General features: G+C 75.3%; 17 protein-coding genes and 1 pseudogene. 6 read left to right on the forward strand and 12 right to left on the reverse strand.

Features of this window, described 5'->3' with window-relative positions; genetic code table 11:
• Positions 1-47: 47 nt before the first annotated feature.
• Positions 48-1,439 (reverse strand): diaminopimelate decarboxylase, encoded by a 1,392-nt coding sequence (gene lysA / locus OG556_RS05285; protein WP_363579911.1) that lies wholly within the window; start codon positions 1,437-1,439, stop codon positions 48-50.
• A 50-nt stretch (positions 1,440-1,489) separates the two neighbouring features.
• Positions 1,490-1,690, reverse strand: a complete 201-nt coding sequence (locus OG556_RS05290) for a hypothetical protein (RefSeq protein ID WP_371516092.1) — start codon at positions 1,688-1,690, stop codon at positions 1,490-1,492.
• Positions 1,691-2,069: 379 nt separating this feature from the next.
• Between OG556_RS05290 and kdpB the strand changes: the two genes are divergently transcribed.
• Together kdpB and OG556_RS05300 are read left to right on the forward strand one after the other, a co-directional pair.
• Positions 2,070-4,292: a potassium-transporting ATPase subunit KdpB gene (gene kdpB / locus OG556_RS05295; RefSeq protein ID WP_371516093.1), complete on the forward strand. Its 2,223-nt coding sequence runs from the start codon at positions 2,070-2,072 to the stop codon at positions 4,290-4,292.
• A 169-nt stretch (positions 4,293-4,461) separates the two neighbouring features.
• On the forward strand, positions 4,462-4,950 hold the full coding sequence (locus OG556_RS05300; RefSeq protein WP_371516094.1) for a universal stress protein: 489 nt from the start codon (positions 4,462-4,464) through the stop codon (positions 4,948-4,950).
• A gap of 35 nt (positions 4,951-4,985) precedes the next feature.
• Here the strand turns inward: OG556_RS05300 and OG556_RS05305 are convergent, their stop codons facing one another.
• The 4 genes from OG556_RS05305 to OG556_RS05320 form a co-directional block, all read right to left on the reverse strand.
• Positions 4,986-6,497 (reverse strand): ABC transporter ATP-binding protein, encoded by a 1,512-nt coding sequence (locus tag OG556_RS05305; RefSeq protein WP_371516095.1) that lies wholly within the window; start codon positions 6,495-6,497, stop codon positions 4,986-4,988.
• 188 nt (positions 6,498-6,685) lie between these two features.
• Complete coding sequence (locus tag OG556_RS05310; RefSeq protein WP_371516096.1) at positions 6,686-7,897, reverse strand: alpha/beta hydrolase; 1,212 nt, start codon at positions 7,895-7,897, stop codon at positions 6,686-6,688.
• Positions 7,898-7,958: 61 nt separating this feature from the next.
• The gene (locus OG556_RS05315) at positions 7,959-10,694 is read right to left on the reverse strand and encodes a molybdopterin-dependent oxidoreductase (RefSeq protein WP_371516097.1); all 2,736 of its coding nucleotides are present in this window, start codon (positions 10,692-10,694) and stop codon (positions 7,959-7,961) included.
• On the reverse strand, positions 10,691-11,590 hold the full coding sequence (locus OG556_RS05320; protein ID WP_371516098.1) for a xanthine dehydrogenase family protein subunit M: 900 nt from the start codon (positions 11,588-11,590) through the stop codon (positions 10,691-10,693). The genes OG556_RS05315 and OG556_RS05320 overlap by 4 nt, the downstream gene beginning before the upstream one ends.
• 505 nt (positions 11,591-12,095) lie before the next feature.
• Here OG556_RS05320 and OG556_RS05325 point away from each other — a divergent pair.
• Entirely contained in the window at positions 12,096-12,548 is a 453-nt protein-coding gene (locus tag OG556_RS05325) for a hypothetical protein (RefSeq protein WP_063346563.1), read from the forward strand.
• Positions 12,549-12,558: 10 nt separating this feature from the next.
• Here the strand turns inward: OG556_RS05325 and OG556_RS05330 are convergent, their stop codons facing one another.
• The 4 genes from OG556_RS05330 to OG556_RS05345 form a co-directional block, all read right to left on the reverse strand.
• Positions 12,559-13,188: a hypothetical protein gene (locus OG556_RS05330; protein ID WP_371516099.1), complete on the reverse strand. Its 630-nt coding sequence runs from the start codon at positions 13,186-13,188 to the stop codon at positions 12,559-12,561.
• A gap of 142 nt (positions 13,189-13,330) precedes the next feature.
• Complete coding sequence (locus tag OG556_RS05335; RefSeq protein WP_371516100.1) at positions 13,331-13,765, reverse strand: cupredoxin domain-containing protein; 435 nt, start codon at positions 13,763-13,765, stop codon at positions 13,331-13,333.
• A complete protein-coding gene (locus OG556_RS05340; RefSeq protein WP_371516101.1) occupies positions 13,765-14,232 on the reverse strand; it encodes a hypothetical protein in 468 nt (155 codons plus the stop codon). The genes OG556_RS05335 and OG556_RS05340 overlap by 1 nt, the downstream gene beginning before the upstream one ends.
• A gap of 354 nt (positions 14,233-14,586) precedes the next feature.
• Positions 14,587-16,221, reverse strand: coding sequence for a purple acid phosphatase family protein (locus OG556_RS05345; protein WP_371516102.1), 1,635 nt, complete (start codon positions 16,219-16,221; stop codon positions 14,587-14,589).
• Positions 16,222-16,474: 253 nt separating this feature from the next.
• Between OG556_RS05345 and OG556_RS05350 the strand changes: the two genes are divergently transcribed.
• Together OG556_RS05350 and OG556_RS05355 are read left to right on the forward strand one after the other, a co-directional pair.
• Positions 16,475-17,593 carry an NAD-dependent epimerase/dehydratase family protein gene (locus tag OG556_RS05350; RefSeq protein ID WP_371516103.1) on the forward strand — a complete coding sequence of 373 codons (1,119 nt, stop codon included), beginning with the start codon at positions 16,475-16,477 and terminating at the stop codon, positions 17,591-17,593.
• Positions 17,594-17,632: 39 nt separating this feature from the next.
• Positions 17,633-19,174, forward strand: coding sequence for an AMP-binding protein (locus OG556_RS05355; protein WP_371516104.1), 1,542 nt, complete (start codon positions 17,633-17,635; stop codon positions 19,172-19,174).
• Between the two features lie 34 nt (positions 19,175-19,208).
• On the opposite strand, the gene OG556_RS05360 is transcribed toward OG556_RS05355, so the two are convergent.
• The gene (locus OG556_RS05360) at positions 19,209-20,381 is read right to left on the reverse strand and encodes a HAMP domain-containing sensor histidine kinase (protein WP_363618462.1); all 1,173 of its coding nucleotides are present in this window, start codon (positions 20,379-20,381) and stop codon (positions 19,209-19,211) included.
• Entirely contained in the window at positions 20,378-21,181 is an 804-nt protein-coding gene (locus tag OG556_RS05365) for a response regulator transcription factor (RefSeq protein ID WP_371516105.1), read from the reverse strand. Before OG556_RS05365 ends, OG556_RS05360 begins: the two co-directional genes overlap by 4 nt.
• A gap of 244 nt (positions 21,182-21,425) precedes the next feature.
• Between OG556_RS05365 and OG556_RS05370 the strand changes: the two are divergent.
• A pseudogene (locus OG556_RS05370) lies at positions 21,426-22,139 on the forward strand (glycosyltransferase family 2 protein); the annotation flags it as partial.
• Between the last annotated feature and the right edge of the window lie 46 nt (positions 22,140-22,185).

Here is a 22,185-nt window from a genome sequence, read left to right on the forward strand (position 1 = left end):
TTGCGCGAGAAGTCGGCCGGCCCGACTTCTCGCGCGACGGCGTTCGGCTACCGGCCGACCTCGCGGAGGCGGAAGTCCTCGACCGTCTCCCGGCGGATCAGCAGGCGGGCCCGGCCGTCCTTCACGGCGGCCACCGCCGGGCGGCCGACCAGGTTGTAGCCGGAGGCCATCGACAGCTGGTACGCCCCGGCCGCCGGGACGGCCAGCAGGTCCCCCGCGCGCAGGTCGGCGGGCAGCACGGCGTCACGGACCAGCACGTCGCCGGCCTCGCAGTGCCGGCCCACCACGTCCACCCGGGCCGCGCCCGCCTCCGAGCGGCGGCCCACCAGGCGGACGCTGTACGGCGATCCGTACAGCGCCGGGCGCGGGTTGTCGCTCATCCCGCCGTCCACGGCGGCGAAGCAGTGGCCGTCCGCGGTGTGCTTCACCGACAGCACCCGGTACACGGCGACGGCGGCCGGGCCGGCCAGCGCGCGGCCGGGCTCGACGATCAGCCGCGGCACCTCCAGGCCCGCCTCGGCGCAGCGCACCGCCAGCCGGTCGGTCACCCGGACGGCGAAGTCGGCGACGTCGAACTCGGCGTCCCCCGGCAGGTAGCGGATGCCGTGGCCGCCGCCGAGGTCCAGTTCGGGCAGTTCCACGCCGTGCTGCTCCCGGATCTCCGCGAGCAGCCGCACCAGCGCGTCCACCGCCTGGAGGTAGGGCTCGACCTCGGTGATCTGCGAGCCCAGGTGGCAGTGCAGGCCGGCCAGTTCGAGCCCGGGCTGGTCGAGCACCCGGGCGATCGCGTCGGCCGCGTCGCCGCCCTCGATCGGGAAGCCGAACTTCTGCCCGCCCACTCCCGTCTGAACCGCCGTGTGGTGGCCGGCGGCGATCCCCGGGACGACCCGGACGAGCACCCGCTGCGGGGTGTCGGCGGCCACCAGGGCGGCCAGCCGGGCGATCTCCGCCGGGCCGTCGATCACGATCCGCCCGACCCGCAGCCGCCGGGCCAGCCGCAGTTCCTCCGGGGACTTGGCGTTGCCGTGCAGCAGGATCCGCTGCGCCGGGAAGCCGGCCGAGGCGGCCAGCCACAGCTCGCCGGAGGAGCAGACGTCCAGGCCCAGGCCCTCCTCGGCCACCCAGTCGGCCATCGCGCTGCACAGGAACGCCTTGGCGGCGTACAGCACCTCGGCGTGCGGCAGCGCCCGCCGGTACGCCCGGGCGCGGTTGCGCACCTCGGCCTCGTCCAGGACGTACAGCGGGGTGCCGAAGCGCTCGGCCGCCTCCGCCAGCCCCACCCCGCCGACCAGCACGTCGCCGCCGGGGCCGGGCCGCGCCGAGGCCGGCCAGGGGCCGCCGAGCGCGTCGACGGCCGGGGCGTCGGGGCGGGCGGTGGAGGTGCCGGTGGAGGGGGCGGGGACGGCGGAGGGGACGGACGGGGCGGTCAGCTGCGTCATGGCGGTACTCCTACGGGGCGGGGCGGGGTTGCGGCACGCGGTGGGCGGGGTCAGTCCTCGAACTGCATCGCGATCCGGCAGTGCGCCGGGCGGCCGCGGTCGTGGCCGACCGTGGGCGCGGGCGCCGGTTCGGGCGGCTCGGGGCTGTCCTGAAGCTCCTGTCGCTCCTGCCGGACACCGGCGGGCACCAGGCGGACCAGGCGGCGCGGCGACTGGTCGACGGCGGTGGCGGTGGCGATCGTGCTGCTCACGGAAGGCTCCTCGGGCTCGGGCGGGCCGCCGTGGTGCGGCCCTCGGTTCCAGTGGATGCCCACCGGACACCGATCGCACCGGGCCTTGACGCGTGGCCTACGCTCCGCCGGGCGTCCTTGACGCCTTCCTGACATCCGCCGCCACGGCCATCACCCGTACGGCCGCACGCACCCCCGAACGTCCGTACGAGCCCTCGAACGCCCACCCGGTCCGGATGTCAGGGAGCCGTCAAGGACGGCCGCCCGCACGCCAAGCCCGCGTCAAGAGGCGCGTGGCGGGCGCGGATCCGGTGGTGGGCTGGCCGCCGTCCCCGCCGCCACCGAGTCCGCCGCCCCGTTGCCCCGCAGCCCGGGGCGGCCCGGAAGGTCTTCCGAGACGATGCGCCGTTCGGCCCTCACTCCCCCGGACACCACCACGCCCCGAACCGACTGGTTCCGCCGCCCGGACGGCGTCCACGAGCAACCCCCGCACGACCGACCGGACGACCGGCCGCACCAACCGCAGCACCACCCGAGCCACCGGCCGACCGGCCCGGACGGCGGCCGCCGCCGGCTCATCACCCGCCGCCAGCTCACCGAGGCCCTGCCCGCCGCCGTCCGCAAGCTCCACCCGCGCACCATGATGCGCAACCCGGTGATGCTCGTGGTGGAGACCGGCTCCGCGCTCACCACGCTCAGCGCCGTGATCCACCCGAGCGTGTTCGCCTGGGTGATCGGCTTCTGGCTCTGGCTGACCGTGCTGTTCGCCAACCTCGCCGAGGCCGTCGCCGAGAGCCGGGGCAAGGCGCAGGCCGAGTCGCTGCGCCGCACCCAGGCCGGAACGACCGCCCGGCGGCTGCTGCACTGGCGGGTCGGCACCCGCGACCACCGCCACGAGGTGATCCCCGCCGAGCAGTTGATGCTGCACGACGTGGTGCTGGTGCCGGCCGGCGAGGTCGTGCCGCAGGACGGCGAGGTGGTCGAGGGGGTGGCCTCCGTCGACGAGTCGGCGATCACCGGGGAGTCCGCGCCGGTGATCCGCGAGTCCGGCGGTGACCGCACCGGCGTCACCGGCGGCACCAGGGTGCTCTCCGACCACCTGGTCGTCCGGGTCACCTCCCGGCCCGGGCAGAGCTTCGTCGACCGCATGATCGCCCTGGTGGAGGGCGCCAACCGGCAGAAGACCCCGAACGAGATCGCGCTCAACATCCTGCTCGCCTCGCTCACCATCGTCTTCCTGCTCTCGGTGGTCTCGCTCCAGCCGATGGCGATCTACGCGCACGCACCGCAGACCACCGTGGTGCTGGTCGCGCTGATGGTCGCGCTCATCCCGACCACCATCGGCGCGCTGCTGTCCGCGATCGGCATCGCCGGGATGGACCGGCTGGTCCAGCGCAACGTCGTCGCCCTGTCCGGCCGGGCCGTCGAGGCCGCCGGGGACGTCGACGTGCTGCTGCTCGACAAGACCGGCACCATCACCCACGGCAACCGCCGGGCCGTCGCGCTGCACCCGCTGCCCGGCGCGAGCACCGAACAGCTCGCCGAGGCGGCCCAGTTGGCATCCGTCGCGGACGAGACCCCGGAGGGCCGCTCACTCGTCGAACTGACGAACCGTCAGTACTGGGTGCCGCCCCGCGCCCCCGGCGAACTCGGCGAGCAGCGTCCCGTCCCGTTCACCGCGCACAGCCGGATGAGCGGCGTCGACCTGACCTGGCCCGACGGGACGAACTGCCTGATCCGCAAGGGCGCCGCCGGAGCCGTCGCCCGCTGGGTGGTGGACTCCGGCGGGCGGATGCCGATGGAGGCCAAGCCGCTGGTGGACCGGATCGCCGAGGCCGGCGGCACCCCGCTGCTGGTCGCCGTCCACGACCGGCACGGCGCCCGCGCGCTGGGCGTGGTCGAACTCAAGGACGTGGTGAAGGAGGGCATCGCCGAGCGCTTCGCCGAGCTGCGCAGGATGGGCATCCGCACCGTCATGGTCACCGGCGACAACCCGCTCACCGCCCGCGCCATCGCCGCCGAGGCCGGGGTGGACGACTTCCTCGCCGAGGCCACCCCCGAGGACAAGCTCGCCCACCTGCGCCGCGAGCAGGCCGCCGGGAACATGGTCGCGATGACCGGCGACGGCACCAACGACGCCCCCGCGCTCGCCCAGGCCGACGTCGGGGTCGCGATGAACTCCGGCACCCCGGCCGCCAAGGAGGCCGGCAACATGGTCGACCTCGACTCCAACCCGGCGAAGCTGATCGACATCATCCGGGTCGGCAAGCAACTCCTCATCACCCGCGGCGCGTTGACCACCTTCTCGATCACCAACGACGTGGCCAAGTTCTTCGCGATCATCCCCGCGATGTTCGCGAACGCCTACCCCGGGCTGCACCACCTCAACATCATGGAACTGCACAGCCCGACCTCGGCGATCGCCTCCGCGATCATCTTCAACGCGCTGATCATCGTCGCCCTGATCCCGCTGGCCCTGCGCGGCGTCCGCTACCAGCCCGCCTCCGCCACCGACCTGCTCCGCCGCAACCTGCGGGTGTACGGACTGGGCGGGCTGGTCCTGCCGTTCCTCGGCATCAAGGCGATCGACCTGCTGATCCAGTTCGTGCCGGGCCTCGGCTGAGGCACGGCGCGCATCGGAGCTGTCAGAAGGCCGTCAAGAAGTGTGCGACCGGCGTCATGGAGCCATCAGCGGCGGTACGGACGGACCGGTTCCGGGGTTCACTGGAATCATCCGAACCAAGGAGTACGGAACCGGGAGTACCCGACCGGAGAAACGGAGGCGAACGGCCATGACCGGGACCACCCGAGTGATCGTCGGCCTGAGCGGATCACTGAGCAGTCTGGCCGCCCTCTACCACGCCGTCGGCGAGGCGGCCCGCAGCGAGGCCGTGCTGGTGCCGGTGGCCGCGTGGAACGCGGGCGAACGCGACGGCCTGCGCCCGCTGTCCGAACTGGAGCACGCCGCCCGGCGGCGGCTGGACATCGCCTTCGAACAGGCCTACGGCGGCTACCCGTCCGGCCTGGTCATCCACCCGCTGGTGGTCAGGGCCGACCCCGGGCCCGCCCTGGTCGGCGCCGTCACCGGGCCGGAGGACCTGCTGGTCCTCGGCGCCGCCACCCGCCGCCGGTTCGACCGGCTGCGGCACGGCTCGGTGGCCCGGCACTGCCGCCACCGCGCGGGCTGCCGGGTGGTCGAGGTCTCGCCCTCCGCGCTGCTGACCCGGCTCGAACTCCCCGCCCGCACCGGGGCACCGCTCCCGCTGCTGGGGCGCGCCTAGTCCTGTCCCCCGAACCCGCCCGCCGGCTCGGCGCGTCACCTCACCCACGTCGAGCCGGCGGGCGCCATCGTGCCCGGGCCCGCCGGGGCGGGGCCCCTGGTCCGGCCCCGCCCCGGCGCCGTCCCCAACTGCACCACCGCGTCCGCGTGTTCGCGCACCAGCGGCAGGTCGTGGCTGATCAGCGCCAGCGCCACCCCGCGCTCGACGCGCAGCCGGCCGAGCAGGGCCATGATGCCCGCGGCCGTGTCGGCGTCCAGCCCGGAGGTCACCTCGTCGCACAGCAGGACGTCCGGCCCGGCCGCCAACGCCCGGGCGATGGCGACGCGTTGACGCTGGCCGCCGGACAGCTCGGGCGGGCGCCGGGCGGCCAGGTCGGCGGGGAGGTCGACGGCGGCCAGCAGTTCGGCGACCCGGCCGGGGCACTGCTCGTGCGGGGTGCTGTGGTGCAGCCGCAGCGGCCGGGTGAGGGTGGCGCCGACCGTCCGGGCCGGGTTGAGCGCGCCGAGCGGGTCCTGCGGGACGAGTTGGACGCGGCGGCGCTGCTCGCGGGTGCGGGCGTGGTGCGAGCCGGCCAGCGGGGCACCGTCCAGGGTGAGGGCGCCGCCGGTGGGCGGGTGGAGCCCGGCGAGGACCCGGACGAGGGTGGTCTTGCCCGCGCCGGAGGGTCCGATGATGCCGGTGCAGCTGCCGGGCGCGAGGTGCAGGTCGACCCCGGTGAGGATCCGGCGCCGCCCGCGCCCGTACCCGACGTGGGCTTCGACGCCGAGCGCGGCCAGCCCGACGGCGGTGCGCGCCGCGACCGGTCCGGACGTACGGCCCGCCCCGGCCCGGATGGGGCCGCCGCCCGCCCCGGGCCGGGCCGGGGCGAGGACGAGCACCTCGTCGGCGCAGCGGGCCACGAAGGCGGCGTCGTGACTGGCGAGCGCGACGGCGATGCCGTGCCGGCAGGCGAGTTCGCGCAGCAGGTCGGCGATCTCGTCCCGCAGGGCGGGGTCCAGGCCGGCGCCGGGTTCGTCGAGGAGCAGCAGGTCGGGGCGGCGGGCGAGGGCCCGCGCGAGGGCGACGCGGCGCTGCTGACCGCCGGCGGGGGCACCCGGGAGGGCGGGAGCACCGGGGAGGCGGCGTTCCAGCCGCTGGTCGGCGGGCAGGCGGACCCGGGCGAGCAGGTCGCGCACGGCTTCGGGGCCGCGGTCGGCGGCGGCCCCGGCGAGCAGTCCGGCGGCCCGCGTCCGGGGGTCGAGGCCCGAGCCCTGGCCCTGGCCGAGGAAGGCGAGCCGGTGACGGCGCAACCGGCGCAGCGCTTCGGGGGCGAGGGCGAGGACGTCCTGACCGAGGACGGTGACCAGTCCGGTGGCCCGGGCGCCCGGGGGCAGGGCGCCGGCGAGGGCGTGCAGCAGGGTGCTCTTGCCTGCGCCGGAGGGGCCGGTGACGGCGTGCACGCGTCCGGGGCGCAGGTCGAGGCTGACCGGGGCGAGCAGCGGGGTGCCGTCCGCGAGGGCGATGGCGAGCCGGTCGACCCGGGCGGTCGGGTCCTCGGTCACAGTCATTCCGCGCGTCCTCCCCCCGAACCGAAATCACTTAGGTTTGCCTATCCTAAAGTTGAGCCCTCGACAACCCTCCTGTCACACAATGGCTCAGGAGTGACCACCCCGCCGACGTTCTCGGCCGCCGTCCGGCCGTCGGCACCGGAACATGCCCGGCGCGGGCCCGGCGCGGGCCCGGCACGCGGCCGGTGTCACTGCGGGTCGTGCAGGTGGTCGCTCAGCCAGGTCAGCGACGGCGGGAGCAGCCTGGTCCAGGTGGTGAAGTTGTGCCCGCCGGTCTCCACGGTGGCCTGGGCGACCACCAGCGGCGGGCGGGCGGCCGCGGCGAAGGCCACGGAGTCGGCGTAGCCGTGGCCGTCCTCCTTGCTGTCGGCGAGGAGCACGGCGAGGGCGGGCATCGGCAGGTGGGCGAGGCGCCAGTTCAGGTCGGCCTCGTCGCGCCGCTGCCGGCTGCCGCCGAAGAGGTCGCCGGTCGTCACGTCCTCGGCGGCCTTGAAGTAGCCGGACAGCGAGACCGCCACCGGGAAGGTCTCCGGGTGGACCATGCCGAGCTTGACGGCGCAGTAGCCGCCGGTGGAGTCGCCGATCACGCCGAGGCTGCCGGTGCCGTCGAGCACCCGGTAGGAGGCGCGCAGGTCGGCCGGCACGTCGGTGGTGAAGTAGCGCTGGGCCTGCGGGCCGTTCGGGACGTCCTCGCACTCGCTGTCGCGCGGCATCGACGGCGAGGGGCGCACCAGCACCAGGACGGTCGGCTTCATCGCCCCCCGGCGCAGCAGGTCGAGTTCGTACGCCGGGTAGCGCAGCTTGGTGACCAGGTTGGCGGCGTCCCCCGGGAAGCCGGTCATCACCAGCGCGGCCGGGAAGTGCCGGGTCTCGGCGCCGGGCCGGAAGTACTGCGGCGGCAGGTAGACGTACCCGTCGGTGCTGAGCCCGGTGGTGCCGCCGGGCAGCCGTACCCGGTCGAGCCGCCCGATGGTGGCCGGGTCGCGGTTGGCCCCGTCCGCACCGGTGATCTCGGCGGTGCCGAGCACCTGCACCCCGGCGGGCACCTCGGTCGGGGTGCCGCCGGGGGTGCCGGGGGGCGTGCCGGTCGGAACCACGGACGGAACGACGGGCGGGCTGACGGACGGGCTGCCGGTCGGGCCGCCCACCTGGATGACGCCCGCCCCGCGGTCGCGCCCGAACAGGTCGGACCAGCTGCTGTAGAACACGAAGTCGTCGTTGACGGCGAGCCCGAGGGTGGCCAGCAGGGCGAACTGGGTGACGGCGATCGTCCCGAGCCGCAGGAACACCGCGGGCCAGCTGCGGACGGCCAGCCGGGGCCAGACCCAGAGCGTGCCGAGCACCGTGCCCACCGCGAACAGCGCCGCCAGCGCCAGCAGCTTGTGGCTGGTGAGTCCCATCCGGCCTCCCTGGGCGCGCGTCCGACGGCGCGACCCAGGGTAACCAGGGCGGGACCGAACGTCACTCCCGCCGGTCGGCGAGCGCCTGCCAGACCTGGTCGCGCAGGAACGGCGGGTCGGTGAAGCGGATGCCGGTGGCGTCGCGCAGGGCGTTGGCGAAGGCGGGGGCGACCGGGTTGAACGGGCTCTCGCTCATCGACTTGGCGCCGAGCGGGCCGATCGCGTCCGAGGTGGTCGAGAAGTGCACCTCGGTGCGCGGCACGTCGGCGTACGCGGGCAGGCGGTAGCGGCGGAAGGCGGCCGTGGTGACCTCGCCCCGGTCGTCCAGCAGCACCCGTTCGAACAGCGTCGCGCCGAGCGCCTGGGCGACCCCGCCCTCGACCTGCCCGCGGCACTGCATCGGGTTCATCACCCGCCCGGCGTCGGCGCCGTGCACGCTGCGCAGGATCCGGATCTCCCCGGTGTCCGGGTCGACGGCCAGGCGGAACCACTGCAAGTTGAACGCCACCGAGCGCGGCGAGCCGCCCCAGTGCCCGGTGCCGACGAGGTCGACGCCGCGTTCGCGCGCCGCCGCGTGCAGTTCCTTCAACGGGATGCCGCGCCCGTCGCAGTCGACGGCCTCGGCGCCGAGCCGGACCAGGCTGCGCGGGGTCCGCGCGTACTCGGCGGCGAAGTCGGTCAGCCGTTCGGCGAGCGCGTTCGCGGCCCGCATCACCGCCTTGCCCGCGACCACCGTCCCGGCCGAGCCGAAGGCGCCGGTGTCGTGCCGGACGACGTCGGTGTCGGACTGCCGGATCGCGATCCGGTCGACGGTGGTGCCGAGCGCGCCCGCGGTGATCTGCTGGTGCACGGTGGTCGTGCCGTTGCCGAACTCGGCCGTCCCGACGGCGACGTCGTAGCTGCCGTCCTCCAGCAGGGCGACGGCGGCGTCGGCGAAGTGCCCGCCGGGCGGGCCGGTGGCGATCATCGCCATGGCGAAGCCCTGCCCGACCAGCCAGCCCTCGGGGGCGTCCGCCGCGCTGCGGTCGTCCGCGAGCGCGTCGCGGACGACTTGCAGGCACTGGTCGAGGCCGTAGCTGGCGATGTGCAGGTCCTCCTCCTCGCCGCCGGGGCTGAGCATGTGCTCGCCGGGGCCGATGACGTTGCGCTCGCGGAACTCCAGCGGGTCGATGCCCAGTCGGCGGGCCAGTTCGTCCATCGCCGACTCCACCGCGAAGGTCACCTGCCCGAGCCCGTAGCCCCGGAAGGCGCCGGCCGGCACGCAGTTGGTGTACACCGAGTACGCCTCGACCTTCTTGTGCGGCACCCGGTAGACGCCCATCGACTCGCCGACGCTGTGGAACATCACCGCCGGGCCGTGGTTGCCGTACGCGCCGGTGTTGGACACCACCCGGAAGCTCAGCGCCGTGAGCGTGCCGTCCGCCTTCGCGCCCGCCTTGACGGTGATCGTGAACGGGTGCCGGGTGGTGGCCCCGTAGAACTGCTCGGCCCGGGTGAACTCCAGCTTCACCGGCCGGCGCAGCCGCAGCGCCGCCAGCACCGCGATGTCCTCGGTCAGCATCTCCTGCTTGCCGCCGAAGCCTCCGCCGACCCGGCCCGCCACCACCCGGACCTCCTCCTCCGGCAGGTCGAACAGGGCGCAGAGCGCGCGCCGGGTGAGGAACGGCACCTGGGTGCTGGAGCGCACCACCAGCCGCTCGCCGGCACCGTCCTCGCGCTCCTCGAAGGAGACGACGCAGCCGTGCGTCTCCAGGCTGGCGTGCTGCACCCGCTGGGTGCGGAAGGTCTCCTGGTAGACCGCGTCGGCCTCGGCGAAGCCCTGCTCCACGCTGCCGATCTCGCCGTGCACCTCACCGCACACGTTGTTCTCCGGCCGGGCGATCCGGGCCTGCGGCCCCTTGGCGTGCAGCACCGGCGCGCCGGGCGCCATCGCCTCCTCCGGGTCCAGCACGTACGGGAGTCGCTCGTACTCGACGGCGATCCGGCGGCAGCCCTCCTCGGCGGCGGCCTCGCTGTCGGCGACCACCGCGGCGACCCGCTGGCCGACGAAGCGGACGACGTCGTCCAGCAGCCGGGTGTCGTCCGGGTCCTCGGTCGGGTGCTCGTGCCGGGCCGAGGAGTACAGCCGCTCGGGCGCGTCGTGGTGGGTGAACACCGCGTGCACGCCGGGCACCCGCAGGGCGGCCGCGGTGTCGATGGCGACGATCCGGGCGTGCGGGTGCGGGGAGCGCAGCAGCTTCAGGTGCAGCAGCCCCGGCACCTCCACGTCGAAGGTGTAGCGGGCGGTGCCGGTGACGACCTGCGGCCCGGCGGGCGCGCCCAGGCTGCGGCCGACGGCGCGGCCGGCCTCGGGCTCCTCGGTGTGCCGGACGCCGCGGATCGCGTCCTCGATCGCCCGGTATCCGGTGCAGCGGCACAGGTTGCCCTTCAACGACCTGGGGAGGTCGGCGAGTTGCTCCTCGTCCAGGGCGCTGGCGGTCATCAGGAAGCCGGCCGTGCAGAAGCCGCACTGGAAGCCCTGGGCGTCCAGGAACCGCTGCTGCATCGGGTGCAGCTCGCCGTCCTTGGCCAGGCCCTCCACCGTGGTGACGCACCGCCCCTCGGCGCGTGCCGCCGGGTAGAGGCAGCTGTGCACCGGGGTGCCGTCCACCTGCACGGTGCAGGCGCCGCAGTCGCCGGCGTCGCAGCCCTTCTTCACCCCGAACCAGCCGCGCTCGCGCAGGTAGGTGCGCAGGCACTGGCCCGGGCGGGGCTCGGCGTCGAAGTCCCGTTCGTTGACGCGGATCGAGAAGCTCATGCGGCCTCCTCCTCGGCCCGGCCCGGTCCGACCAGGCCCGGTCCAGCCGGGTCCGGTCCGGCCGTACTCGGCAGGGCCGGCCGGGCGGGGTCCAGTTCGCGGCGGATCTGCTCGGCGAACCGGAAGGTCAGGTGCCGCCGCCAGGCGGGCAGTCCGTGGATGTCGTCGAAGTACTCCTCGGGCCGGATGCCGCCTCGGACGGCCTCCTCGACGGCGGCCGCGTTCGGCCCCGGCGGGAACCAGAGCCGGATCGGGCGGACGGTGGCGGCGGTGACGGTGATGGTCAGCGAACCGTCCACCGGATCGCGGGTGCCGATCAGTAGCGCGCCGGAGCGGCCCAGCCCGTACAGCGAGGCCTGGCGGAACGCCGTCCGGGCCGCCAGCGCCCGGCCCGGCAGGGTGATCGAGCGCAGCAGCTCACCCGGCCGCAGGTCCTTGGCACCGGCGCCGGTGACGAACTCCGCCACCGGGACGCGGCGTTGCTCCCCCGACGGGGCCCGCAGCAGGCAGACCCCGTCCAGGGCGGCGGTCAGCGAGATCATCGGGCCGGCGGGCAGGCCGTTGCACAGGTTGCCGCCGACGGTGGCCGTGTTCCAGATCTTCCAGGAGGCCAGGAACGCCCGGCAGCACTGCTCGAACAGCGGCGCCGCCGCCCAGGCCGCGGGCTTGGGGTAGCGGGAGAGCTGGGCGATCGTGCAGGTCGCGGCGATCTCCAGGCCGCCGTCCGGGGTCGGGGTGAGCGGCTCCCAGCCCATCCGGCCGAGATCGATCAGCCGGCGGATGTGCGGCTGCGGTTCGGAGAACAGGTACGTCCCGCCGCCGAGCCAGGCGTCCCCGGGCCGCCAGGTGCCGCCCCGGCGGGCGTCGCACAGCTCGGCCACCGTGTTCAGATCCATGTCGCTCCATCGCCCCCGGCCGGTCCCGTTCCTTCGGTACGGCGATTGAAGCGGCGGCGACCGGCCGGGCACGAGTGGGCCCGCACACCAGCCGCACCCGGCCCCACCTGGTCGATCGTCCAACGGCGGGCCCTCCCAACGGCGCCAACTTCGACAAGGGTGTCGAAGTTGACCTGAGGGCCGGGCTATGCTGTCCCGAAGTCCGAGGATGACCCCCCCCTTGCCCCGTCGACGAACGCACCAGCATGGCGCGCCCGACCGGAAGGAGGCGAGACGCATGGACAGCAGCAGTGCGGGCCGCACCACCCACCCCCACCCCCGCATGCCCCGGTCCGCCTCCGGCAGACGGTGAGCACGGTCGCGACGGTGAACACACCCGTCGCACTGGCTTTCTGACGCCACGTCAAGTCCTCCTGGCGCCACGTCCCACCCGTCGGCCCTGCCGCCACCGCCGTCCGCGGCCCCTTCGCCCGCCCCGGTCTCCCCCGCCGAGGAGAGGTATCCCATGACGACGTCCCGGCCCTACCCGCGCCCCGCCGAGGCCGCGGTGCTGCTCACCGTCCTCGCCCTCCTCGTCGCCGAGGAACTCGCCCTCGGCCTGGCCGAGGAGGAGGACCGCCCGGTCATCAACGCCATCCTGATCGGCGCCTCCGGCTCCGGCCTCCTGGCGGTCGGCGCGGTGCTGCTCGGACGCTGGCTCGACACCCGCCGCCCGCTCCCCTTACCCCCTCCCGGCCCCAACGGCCGCGAGTACAGCGCCCGCGCCCTCGAAGACTTCCCGATGGACGCCGTGCGCCCGCTCCTCCTCGCCCACCAGGCCCCGCAGCTGGGCCAGTTGTACTCCGCCTGGATGCTCGCCCGGGCCGGCCGACCGGCCCCGTGGATCGCCCGCCGACTCGGCATCCCGCTCGACGCCGCCCACCTCCTCGTCGACGCCGCCCGCACCCGCCACGACTGAGCCGACGGCGTCAGCGGCGCCGGCCGGGCGCCCCCGCGCCGGCCTGCGCCAGCAGGAACGGCACCAGGCCGCGCTCCGCCAGAGCCGACCGCCAGGCGTCCCGCGCCAGCCCCAGCTCCCCCAGGACGCCGGCCTCCCCACCGGAGTCCGCCGCCCTCGACCGCGAGGCCGCGCCCAACAGCCCCAGCCCGCCCACCAGCAGGCTCACCGCGGCCACCCCGGCCGCCACCCACCCGGCACCGACCAGCGCGTGCCCCAGCACCGCGGCGTCGTCCGCCAGCCCCAGCGCGTACCCGAGCAGCAGGAAGATCGCGGCGGCCACCCCGGCGATGATCGGCACGATCACCCCCAGCACCCCCCACCACCCGGACACCCGCTGGCGCCCCGGCTCGTCCACCGGCAGTCGCGCCACCGCGTCCTGGTCCGCCCGCAGCGCCGCGTACCGCTCGTACTCGGGCGCCGCCGCCGCCAGCACGAACTCCGCGTTCTCCCGGGCGGTGCGCCGCAACCGCTCCACCCCCGGCCCCTCGTCCCCCACCGCCCGCAGGGCCGCCCGCACCTGCGACCCGGCCAGCGCCCTCCCCAGTTCCGTCTCGAAGTCGGCCCGATCCTGCTGCGGCAGTCGAAGCGGCCTGTCCATGCCGTGCCCCCGTTCGCTGTTTCTCCTAGTTCTACAGAACTGTAGAACATGGCGGCGGATAGCAGCAGCCCCGTTCACCTGTGGGCTTGCGATTCAGGAGCGGCCGGCACCCGGCACCCGCGCGGCCGACGGACCGGTCGGCTCAGGACACCGTCAGGATCCCCCGCATGAAGTGGTGCAGGGTGCACAGGTACGAGGAGGCGCCCGGCCGGGCCGGCGCGGTGAAGGTCGCGGACGCGCCCGGGGCGATGGTGCCGGTGTCGAAACCGCCGTCCTGGGCGGTCAGGGTGTGGTCGACCGTGTCGGCGTTGCGGACCGTGACGACGGCGCCCGGGCGGACGGTGAAGTCGGCCGGCTCGAACGCGAAGTCCCTGATGGCCACCGCCCCCGGGGCGGGAGCGGTGGCCGAGGACGGCGAGGCGGCCGGGGCGGCCGAAACGGCCCCGGTCGGGCCAGAGGCCGAGCCCGACTCCGGGCCTGAGTCCGGTCCCGAGTCCGGGCCGCCCACGCGGACGGAGCAGGCGGCGAGGGCGGCGCCGAGGAGCACGGCGGCCACGGCCTGGGCCCGCGACCGCATCAGGAGCTGAAGAGCGGGACCCGCCGGGCGTCGGAGGACGCGGGCGGGGTGGCGCCGAGGTCGGAGACCGTGGCGATCAGCACGGCGTCCGCGCCCGGGATCCAGTTGACCGTCTTGGACTGGACGACGAGCTGCCGCTGCCGCGCCGTCCCGTCGCAGATCACGTCCGCCTCGGCCGTCCGGCTGGAGCCGAAGGCCATCGAGGAGGTGTCCTCCGGGTCCCGCTGCTCGACCGAGACGGTGAGCGACCGGGCCTCCTCCGCGACCCCGCAGACGTACTCGACGTCGACCCGGACCCGGCCGGGGACCTTCGGGTCGATCCTGGCCTCACCGAGAGTGACGCCCGTGGGGGCCGAGTCCCCGTCCCGCACCCGGGCCGGGGCGGCCACCGAAGCCGCGGCCGGCGCCGGGTCGGCGGCCAGGGCGGGCGCCGTGAGCCCGCCGAGGGCCGTAGTGAGGGCCGTCACAATGATCCACCGCTGCACTGCCAACCTCCCATAACTGAAACCGTGTTGCGGCCGACGCTAACCGCCCCGCCAGTGGCCCGCGCGCCGAGGCGGGCGCCCGTCGCACGGACAGCCCAGCCACGGCGGCGGCCCGCCGTCACCAACGGCCCGGAACGGCGGTGACCTGGCATCACCAACGGCCCAACCCGCCGCCCGACCGACCGTCACCACCGGACCGGACCGCCGCGACGACCCTCCGTCACCAGCCGCCCCGTATGGACCAGCGCCCCTTCGGCCGCCCTCCCCGGAGCCGCCCGAACGGACGAAGGGCCCGCCGCGCGGTGCGCGCGACGGGCCCCTCAAGGACGCGAGGCGTTACCGGCGCCCGGCGCCGACCTCGGAGCCGGTGTTCTCGTCCTCGCCCTGGTCGCCGTTCCGGTCGTCGTTCCGGTCGTCGCTGCGGTCCCGGTCGCCCCAGCTGTCGCTGCGGTCGCGGTACAGGGTGAAGCGGTCGAAGAGCACCGGCGTCGGGAACGGGTCGGCCGCGGTGGCGGACGGGGAGTGGTAGTAGCTGACGGTGATGGTGGTGCGGCCGCCCGGCAGCGCCCCGGGGTCGACGTCGAAGACCGCGACGCCGTACGGGAAGGCGGTGTCCGGGTCGGTGACCGCGGACCAGTGGGCCTTCTCCTTGGCGTCCGGGTCGGCCTTGAAGGTGAGCCGCTGGGTGCGCACGGAGGCCTGGCGGACGCCGTCCGCGTCGGCGGGCAGGTAGACGTCGTCGTGGCCGGCGGTGCCGCCGCCGCCGAGGATCAGGTGGACGGTGCCCTGCGAGGTGTCGATCCGGCGCAGGTCGTCGTCGGCGACGGCCGGGGTGAGCAGGCCGCCCGGCTCGGTGCCGCGGACGGGGTGGGTCCGCTCGTAGTCGTGGTCGTGCCCGGCCAGGACGAGGTCGACGCCGTAGCGGTCGAGCAGCGGCAGCAGCTTCTCGCGGATGCCCATGTCACCGCCGTGGCTGGCGGCCGACGAGGACATCGCGAACTGGTGCAGGTTGACGACGACCCAGTCCACCGCGCGGCCGCGCCGGGCGCGCGCCAGGGTGCGCTCCAGCCAGCGGAGTTGGGCGCCCTCGCTGTAGTCGCTGATGTAGATGGACTGGCCGGTGGCCGGGTCGAGGCTGGCGTCGTCCTCGACGGCGATCTCGTTGCCGTCGAGGCTCACGAACAGCACCGAACCGACCTGGAAGCTGTACCAGTTGCCGCAGTAGTCGCGGGTGCCGTTGTCGGGCAGCTCGAAGCGGGTCAGGTAGGAGGCGTAGCCGAGGTCCCCGCCGCCGGCCTCGACCTCGTGGTTGCCGGGCGCGGGCATCCAGGGCCGGCTGGCCGCCGACTTGGCGAGGTTGTTCATGAACGCGTTCCAGCACTGCGGCTGGCGCTGCGGGTTGTTGTTGGCGTACGCGAGGTCGCCGTTGAGCAGGTGGAACAGCGGCGCGAACTGCTCGACCTGGCGGACGGCGGCGGCGCCGTGGATCGAGGACTTGCTGAACACGTTGTCGCCGGTGCCGAGATCGCCGAAGCTGGTGAAGCGGAACGCGGCCCGGCCGCGCGCGGGCGCGGTGCGGAATGTGCCGCGCACCGGGCCGGAGCCGTCGTGCAGCACCTCGTAGACGTACGTGGTGTCGGGCCGCAGGCCGTCCAGGCGGACGTGGTGGGTGTACGTCTCGACCTTGTTGAGCCCGTCGACGTAGGTGCGGGTCTCGGCGTCCACGGTGTGGCCGGCGCCGCCGCGCGGGGTGCCGATCCGGACCCGGGGGCGGCGCACACTGGCGGCCGTCGCCCAGGAGACGGTCATCTCACGGGACGGCTCGTTGCCCCACTGGAGGTGGATCTGCTCCGGCCCGGGGGTGCCCGCCAGGGCCGGCTGCGTCCAGAGGAGGGTGGACGCGGGCAGCGCGGCCAGCGCGCCTGCCGCGGTACCCGTCCGAAGGACCGTTCTGCGCGAGGGATGTGACACTGCCGCCTCCAAGGCTCCGGGAAACGCCCAGGAGAGTCCCAGCCGAACCGGGCGCCCGGGCCACCGGCGAAGGTTCTTCCGGCGAACGCCAGTTGAACGCCGGATCGGACCGGGCGGCGATCGACCGCGACACCGGTCAGGCCCGTCAAGCCGGTTGCGCCGATCACACCGGTTACGCCGGGAGGATTACCGATCCCTGACGGCCGGTCCGTCCACGCCCGATCCGCCGCACCGCGCGGCTAGCGTCGGCGGCATGGAGATTCTGGTCACCGGCGGAGCCGGGTTCATCGGGTCGGCCGTGGTCCGCGCACTGGTCGCGGCCGGGCACGGGGTACGGGTGCTGGACGCGCTGCTGCCCGCCGTCCACCGCTCGGGGCGGGCCCCCGAACTGCCCGGCGGCGTGGCCTTCGAGCAGGGGGACGTCCGGGACGCCGCCGCCGTCCAGCGGGCGCTGGCCGGGGTGGACGCGGTCTGCCACCAGGCGGCGATGGTCGGCCTCGGGCTGGACCTCGACGACGCCCCCGCCTACGCGGGCTGCAACGACCTCGGCACGGCCGTCCTGCTCGCCGCGATGGCCCGCACCGGTGTCCGCCGCCTCGTCCTGGCCGGCTCGATGGTGGTGTACGGGGAGGGCCGCTACCGCTGCCCCGCGCACGGCGACGTCGCCCCGGGCCCGCGCCGCCCGGCCGACCTGGAGGCCGGTCGCTTCGAGCCGCCCTGCCCGGCCTGCGGCCGCGCCCTGAGCCCCGGCCTGGTCGCCGAGGACGCCCCGGCCGACCCGCGCAGCGTGTACGCGGCCACCAAGCTCGCCCAGGAGCACCTGGCCTCCGCGTGGGCCCGGGCCTGCCAGGGCGCCGTCCTGACGCTCCGCTACCACAACGTGTACGGCCCGGACATGCCGCGCGACACCCCGTACGCGGGGGTCGCCTCGCTGTTCCGCTCGGCGCTGGCCCGGGGCGAGGCCCCCCGGGTGTTCGAGGACGGCGGCCAGCGCCGGGACTTCGTCCACGTCGAGGACGTCGCCGCGGCCAACCTCGCCGCGCTGGAGGCCCTTGCCACCCGCGCGCCGGGCAGCTCCCGCGCCTACAACGTGGGCAGCGGCGAGGTCCGCACGATCGGCGAGATGGCCGGGGCGCTGGCGGCGGCGTACGGCGGCCCGGCACCGCTGGTGACCGGCGAGTACCGCCTGGGCGACGTCCGGCACATCACCGCCGACTCCTCCCGGCTGCGCGCCGAACTCGGCTGGCGCCCGCAGGTGCCGTTCCCCGCCGGGATGGCCGAGTTCGCGGCGGCACCGCGGTCCGGCGCCACACCTGACTGTCCGTCCGATATCGGCCGGAACTCGCCGGTGAAGAGCGGAGGATGGAGTTAGCCTTGCAACATGGTTGCAAACTACAAGGAAGAAGTGGCCATGAACGACCAGGAATTCGTCAGCGCACCCGCCCTGATCCTCCGGTCCCTCTCCGCCGACCCGGAGCGGCGGGCCATCGTCACCGCCGACGGCGTCGGGATCACCGCCGGCGACTTCGCCACCGCCACCTACCGCCTCGCCCACGAGCTCATCGCCCGGGGCGTCACCCGCGGGGACACCGTCACCCTGCTCACCGGCAACACCGCCGAGGCGCTGAGCGCCCGCTACGCCGCGGGCCTCGCGGGTGCGCGGGTGGTCACCCTGTACGACGGCATGAGCACCCCCGTCCTGGCCGAGATCGCGGCGAGCGTCGACACCGCCGTCCTCCTCGTGGACGCCGAACGGTACGCGGAGGCCGCCGAGTTGCTGCCCCTGATCGACGTGCCGACGGTCCTCCGCCTCGGCCCCGGACCGGACGCGATCGGCGAGGACGTGATCGCCGCCGCCGCGAACCGGCCCGCCGAGCCGCCCGCCGTCCGGATCGGCCCGGACGACGACCTCGGCATCCGCCACACCGGCGGCACCACCGGGGTCCCGAAGGGCATCCTCAGCCTGCACGGCCCCTACCGCGGCGTCTTCGACACCTCGTTCGGCTCCGCCGGCACGGCCGACGAGGCGCCCCGCTTCCTCGCCGCCACCTCGCTCGCCCACCTCGCCGGGATCTTCTCCGACCTGACGCTCCACCACGGCGGCACGGTGGTCCTCCAGCGCACCTTCGACCCCGGCGAGGTCCTGGCCGCCGTCGAGCGCGAGCGCATCACCAGCCTCTGGGTGCTGCCGCCGCTGCTCTACCAGCTGCTCGACCACCCGGCGGTCGGCCGCACCGACCTGTCCAGCCTGCGGCAGATCACGTACGGGGGCTGCGCCGCCTCGCCGACCCGGATCCGCGAGGCGCTCAAGGTGTTCGGGCCGGTCCTGGTGGGCGTCTACGGGATGTCCGAGGCGCAGCTGATCTCCTTCCTCACCCCGGAGGGGCACGACCGGATCGCGCAGGGCGGCCAGGTCTCGGTCGGCCGACCCATCCCCGGCGTCGAGGTGGAGGTCCGCGCCGAGGACGGCACCGCGCTGCCGACCGGAGAGCAGGGCGAGGTCCACGTCCGATCGGCCGGGCTCATGGCCGGGTACTGGAAGCTGCCCGACCTGACCGCCGAGGTGCTGCGCGACGGCTGGCTGAACACCGGCGACGTCGGCTACTTCGACGCGGACGGCAACCTCTACCTGGCCGACCGGGTCAAGGACCTGATCATCGTGGTCGGCGGCCACGTCTACCCGTCCGAGGTGGAGGACCTGCTGCTCACCCACCCGGCGATCGCCCGCTGCGCGGTCTTCGGCGTGCGCGACGCGCAGGAGGCGGAGCACGTCCACGTCGCCGCCGTCCCCGCTCCGGGGCAGCGGCCCGAGCTGGCGGACCTCCAGGCGTTCGTCACGGCCCGCAAGGGGCGGATCTACGCGCCGGAGGCCCTGCACCTCGTGGACGAGATCCCGCTGACGTCGGTCGGCAAGCCGGACAAGAAGCGGCTGCGCGAGGCCGTGGCCGAGTAGGCCGAGCAGGCCGCGCGTCCGAGGACCTGTTCCGTCATTCCCTCCGGGCGCGCGGCGCGGGCAGGGCGATCTCGAAGCAGCAGCCCCCCGCGACGTTGCGCACCTCCGCGCGCCCGGCGTGCGCCTCGACGATGCCGCGCACGATGGCGAGCCCGAGCCCGGCACCGCTCTCGCCGGGCTCGCCGGCGGCCCGGCCGTCGTCGCGGCGGGGCGTGCGGGCGGAGCCGCCGCGCCAGCCCGTCTCGAACACCCGGGGCAGGTCCTGTTCCGGGATGCCACCGCAGCCGTCGGTCACCGACAGCACCACCTCGTCGGCCTCCCGGCGGGCGGCGACGGCCACCACGCCGTCCGCGGGGGTCGAGCGGATCGCGTTGACCAGCAGGTTGCCGAGCACCCGGGTGATCTCCCCGCTGTCCACCTCGACCGGCTCGGCCGCCGCCGGCTCGTCGGCCACCTGCCGCCCCTCCAGCCGGACGCCGCGCCGCCGGGCCAGCGGGTACGCCCCGGCGAGCGCGTCGTCCACCAGGTCGTACACCGAGACCCGGGTGAGCGAGAGGGCGAGCGCGCCCGCCTGGATCCGGGAGAGCTCGAACAGGTCGTCCACCATGCCGGTGAGCCGTTCGACCTCGGTGCCGATCCGCACCAGGTAGCGGTCGGGGTCCTCGGCGACGCCGTCCTCCAGCGCCTCGGCCATCGCCCGCAGGCCGGCCAGCGGGGTGCGCAGGTCGTGCGAGATCCACGCGACCAGCTCCCGGCGGGAGTGTTCCAGGGCCTGCTCCCGTGCCCGGGACTCCGCGAGCCTGGCGCTGGTGGCGGCCAACTCTTCGCTCAGCGCGGCGAGTTCCGCGCCGAGCGGATGCGCGGGCGCGGTGAACCCGGCGTCGCTGCCGACCGTCCGGACGGCCTCGGTCAGCGCCCGGCTGCCGGCCACCACCTGACGGCCGAGCAGCGCGGCGGTGAGCAGCGAGACGACGGCGGCCATGCCGAGCACCGTGATGACCACGCCGAGGTCGTGGGTGGACAGGAACATCGCCTGCGCCACCGCGAACGTCCCGGACGTCACCGCGAGGACGGTCACGACCGCCACGCAGAACAGGGACAGGGCGACGGAGCGGCGGCGCAGCAGCCGGATCGCCGCCCAGCCGAGCAGGCCGGCCCCGCCCGCGCCGAGGGCGGCGAACAGGGCGATCAGCAGCAGGTCCTTCACGCCGCACCGCCCTGCGGGCGGTCCCGGTCGCGGGACTCCGGGTCGTGGGGCGCCGGGTCGTGGGGCGCCGGGTCGTGGGGCGCCGGGTCGTAGCGGTAGCCGACGCCCCAGACGGTGCTGATCAGGGCGGGCGCGGCCGGGTCGTCCTCGATCTTCTCGCGCAGCCGCCGGACGTGGACGGTGACGGTGGAGAGGTCGCCGAAGTCCCAGCCCCACACCCGCCGCATCAGGCTCTGCCGGGAGAACACCGTGCCGGGGTGCCGGAGCAGGAACGCCAGCAGGTCGAACTCCCGCAGGGTGAGGGCGAGCTCCCGCGCACCCCGGTGGGCGCGGCGGGCCTTCGGGTCGAGCGTGACGTCCCCCGAGCGCAGCACCCCGCCGACCGGCCCGTCGCCCGTCCCGTTGGCCGCCCCGCTCCCCGCCCGGGCGCGGCGCAGCACCGACTGCACCCGCAGCACCAGTTCGCGCGGGCTGAACGGCTTGGTGACGTAGTCGTCCGCGCCCAGCTCCAGGCCGAGGATGCGGTCCGCCTCGTCGCCCTTGGCGGTGAGCAGCACCACCGGCAGCGCGGCGCCCCCGGCGGAGGCCCGCAGCCGGCGCAGCACCTCCAGCCCGTCGAGGCCGGGCAGCATGAGGTCCAGCACCAGCAGGTCGGGGCGGGTGCGCTCGGCGAGGTCCAGGCCCAGCGCACCGTCGGCGGCCCGGTCCACGTGGTGCCCGGCGCGGGTGAGGTAGCCGGCGACGACCTCGGCCACGGTCGGGTCGTCGTCGATCACCAGGATGTGCGAGGTGTCGTTCACCTCGCCGAGGATAGGAGGCCCCGGCGGCGGACGCGGGCGGAAGCGGGCCCGCGTTCGCGTTCCGTAAGATCCGCCGCCCGCAGCTCGCCCGACCCGGACCAGCCCAACCGGACCAGCACGGCCGGACCAGCACGGCCGGATGCGGCCCGGCCCGATCCGCCGGACGGGTCAGCCGCCGGGGCGTCCGACTTCCGTAAGGCTGCGCCGCCACCGCACCCCGCCGTCCCGCACTTAGCGTGGCCGGGTGACCTCACCCACCTCCCCCGTCTCCCCCGTCGACGTCGTGCTGCCCTGCCTCGACGAGGCCGCCGCGCTGCCCTGGGTGCTGGGGCGGATCCCGGACGGCTGGCGGGCCGTCGTCGTCGACAACGGCTCCCGGGACGGCTCCGCCGACCTCGCCCGCTCGCTCGGCGCGACGGTGGTCGAGGAGCCCCGGCGCGGGTTCGGCGCCGCCTGCCACGCCGGGCTGCGCGCCGCCACCGCCGACCTGGTCTGCTTCCTGGACTGCGACGGCTCCCTCGATCCCGCCCAGCTCCCCCTGGTCACCGGCCCGGTGCTGGCCGGGACCGCCGACCTGGTGCTGGGCCGCCGCCGCCCGGCCACGGCCGGGGCTTGGCCGCTGCACGCCCGGCTGGCCAACACCGTCCTGGCCCGACGGCTGCGCGCCCGCACCGGCGCGCCGCTGCACGACCTCGGCCCGATGCGGGCCGCCCGCCGGGAACAGCTGCTGGCCCTGGGGCTCGGCGACCGCCGGTCCGGCTACCCGCTGGAGATGGTGCTCGCCGCCTCGGCCGCCGGGCTGCGGATCACCGAGACCCCCGTCGAGTACCTGCCGCGCGCGGGCCGCTCCAAGGTCACCGGCACCCTGCGCGGCACCCGCCAGGCCGTCCGCGACATGCGGGCCGTGCTGGCCGCGCCGCCGCCGACCCTGCTGGTGATCGCCAAGTCGCCCGCCCCCGGCCGGGTGAAGACCCGGCTCACCCCGCCGTTCACCCCCGAACAGG

This window comes from Kitasatospora sp. NBC_01300 (genome assembly GCF_041435235.1).
GTDB lineage: Bacteria > Actinomycetota > Actinomycetes > Streptomycetales > Streptomycetaceae > Kitasatospora.

Bases quoted from the DNA above. Each gene is read 5' to 3' on its own strand.
- lysA (WP_363579911.1), bottom strand. From the start codon at position 1,439: ATGACGCAGCTGACCGCCCCGTCCGTCCCCTCCGCCGTCCCCGCCCCC.
- kdpB (WP_371516093.1), top strand. From the start codon at position 2,070: ATGCGCCGTTCGGCCCTCACTCCCCCGGACACCACCACGCCCCGAACC.
- OG556_RS05300 (WP_371516094.1), top strand. From the start codon at position 4,462: ATGACCGGGACCACCCGAGTGATCGTCGGCCTGAGCGGATCACTGAGC.
- OG556_RS05305 (WP_371516095.1), bottom strand. From the start codon at position 6,497: ATGACTGTGACCGAGGACCCGACCGCCCGGGTCGACCGGCTCGCCATC.
- OG556_RS05310 (WP_371516096.1), bottom strand. From the start codon at position 7,897: ATGGGACTCACCAGCCACAAGCTGCTGGCGCTGGCGGCGCTGTTCGCG.
- OG556_RS05315 (WP_371516097.1), bottom strand. From the start codon at position 10,694: ATGAGCTTCTCGATCCGCGTCAACGAACGGGACTTCGACGCCGAGCCC.
- OG556_RS05320 (WP_371516098.1), bottom strand. From the start codon at position 11,590: ATGGATCTGAACACGGTGGCCGAGCTGTGCGACGCCCGCCGGGGCGGC.
- OG556_RS05325 (WP_063346563.1), top strand. From the start codon at position 12,096: ATGACGACGTCCCGGCCCTACCCGCGCCCCGCCGAGGCCGCGGTGCTG.
- OG556_RS05330 (WP_371516099.1), bottom strand. From the start codon at position 13,188: ATGGACAGGCCGCTTCGACTGCCGCAGCAGGATCGGGCCGACTTCGAG.
- OG556_RS05335 (WP_371516100.1), bottom strand. From the start codon at position 13,765: ATGCGGTCGCGGGCCCAGGCCGTGGCCGCCGTGCTCCTCGGCGCCGCC.
- OG556_RS05350 (WP_371516103.1), top strand. From the start codon at position 16,475: ATGGAGATTCTGGTCACCGGCGGAGCCGGGTTCATCGGGTCGGCCGTG.
- OG556_RS05355 (WP_371516104.1), top strand. From the start codon at position 17,633: ATGAACGACCAGGAATTCGTCAGCGCACCCGCCCTGATCCTCCGGTCC.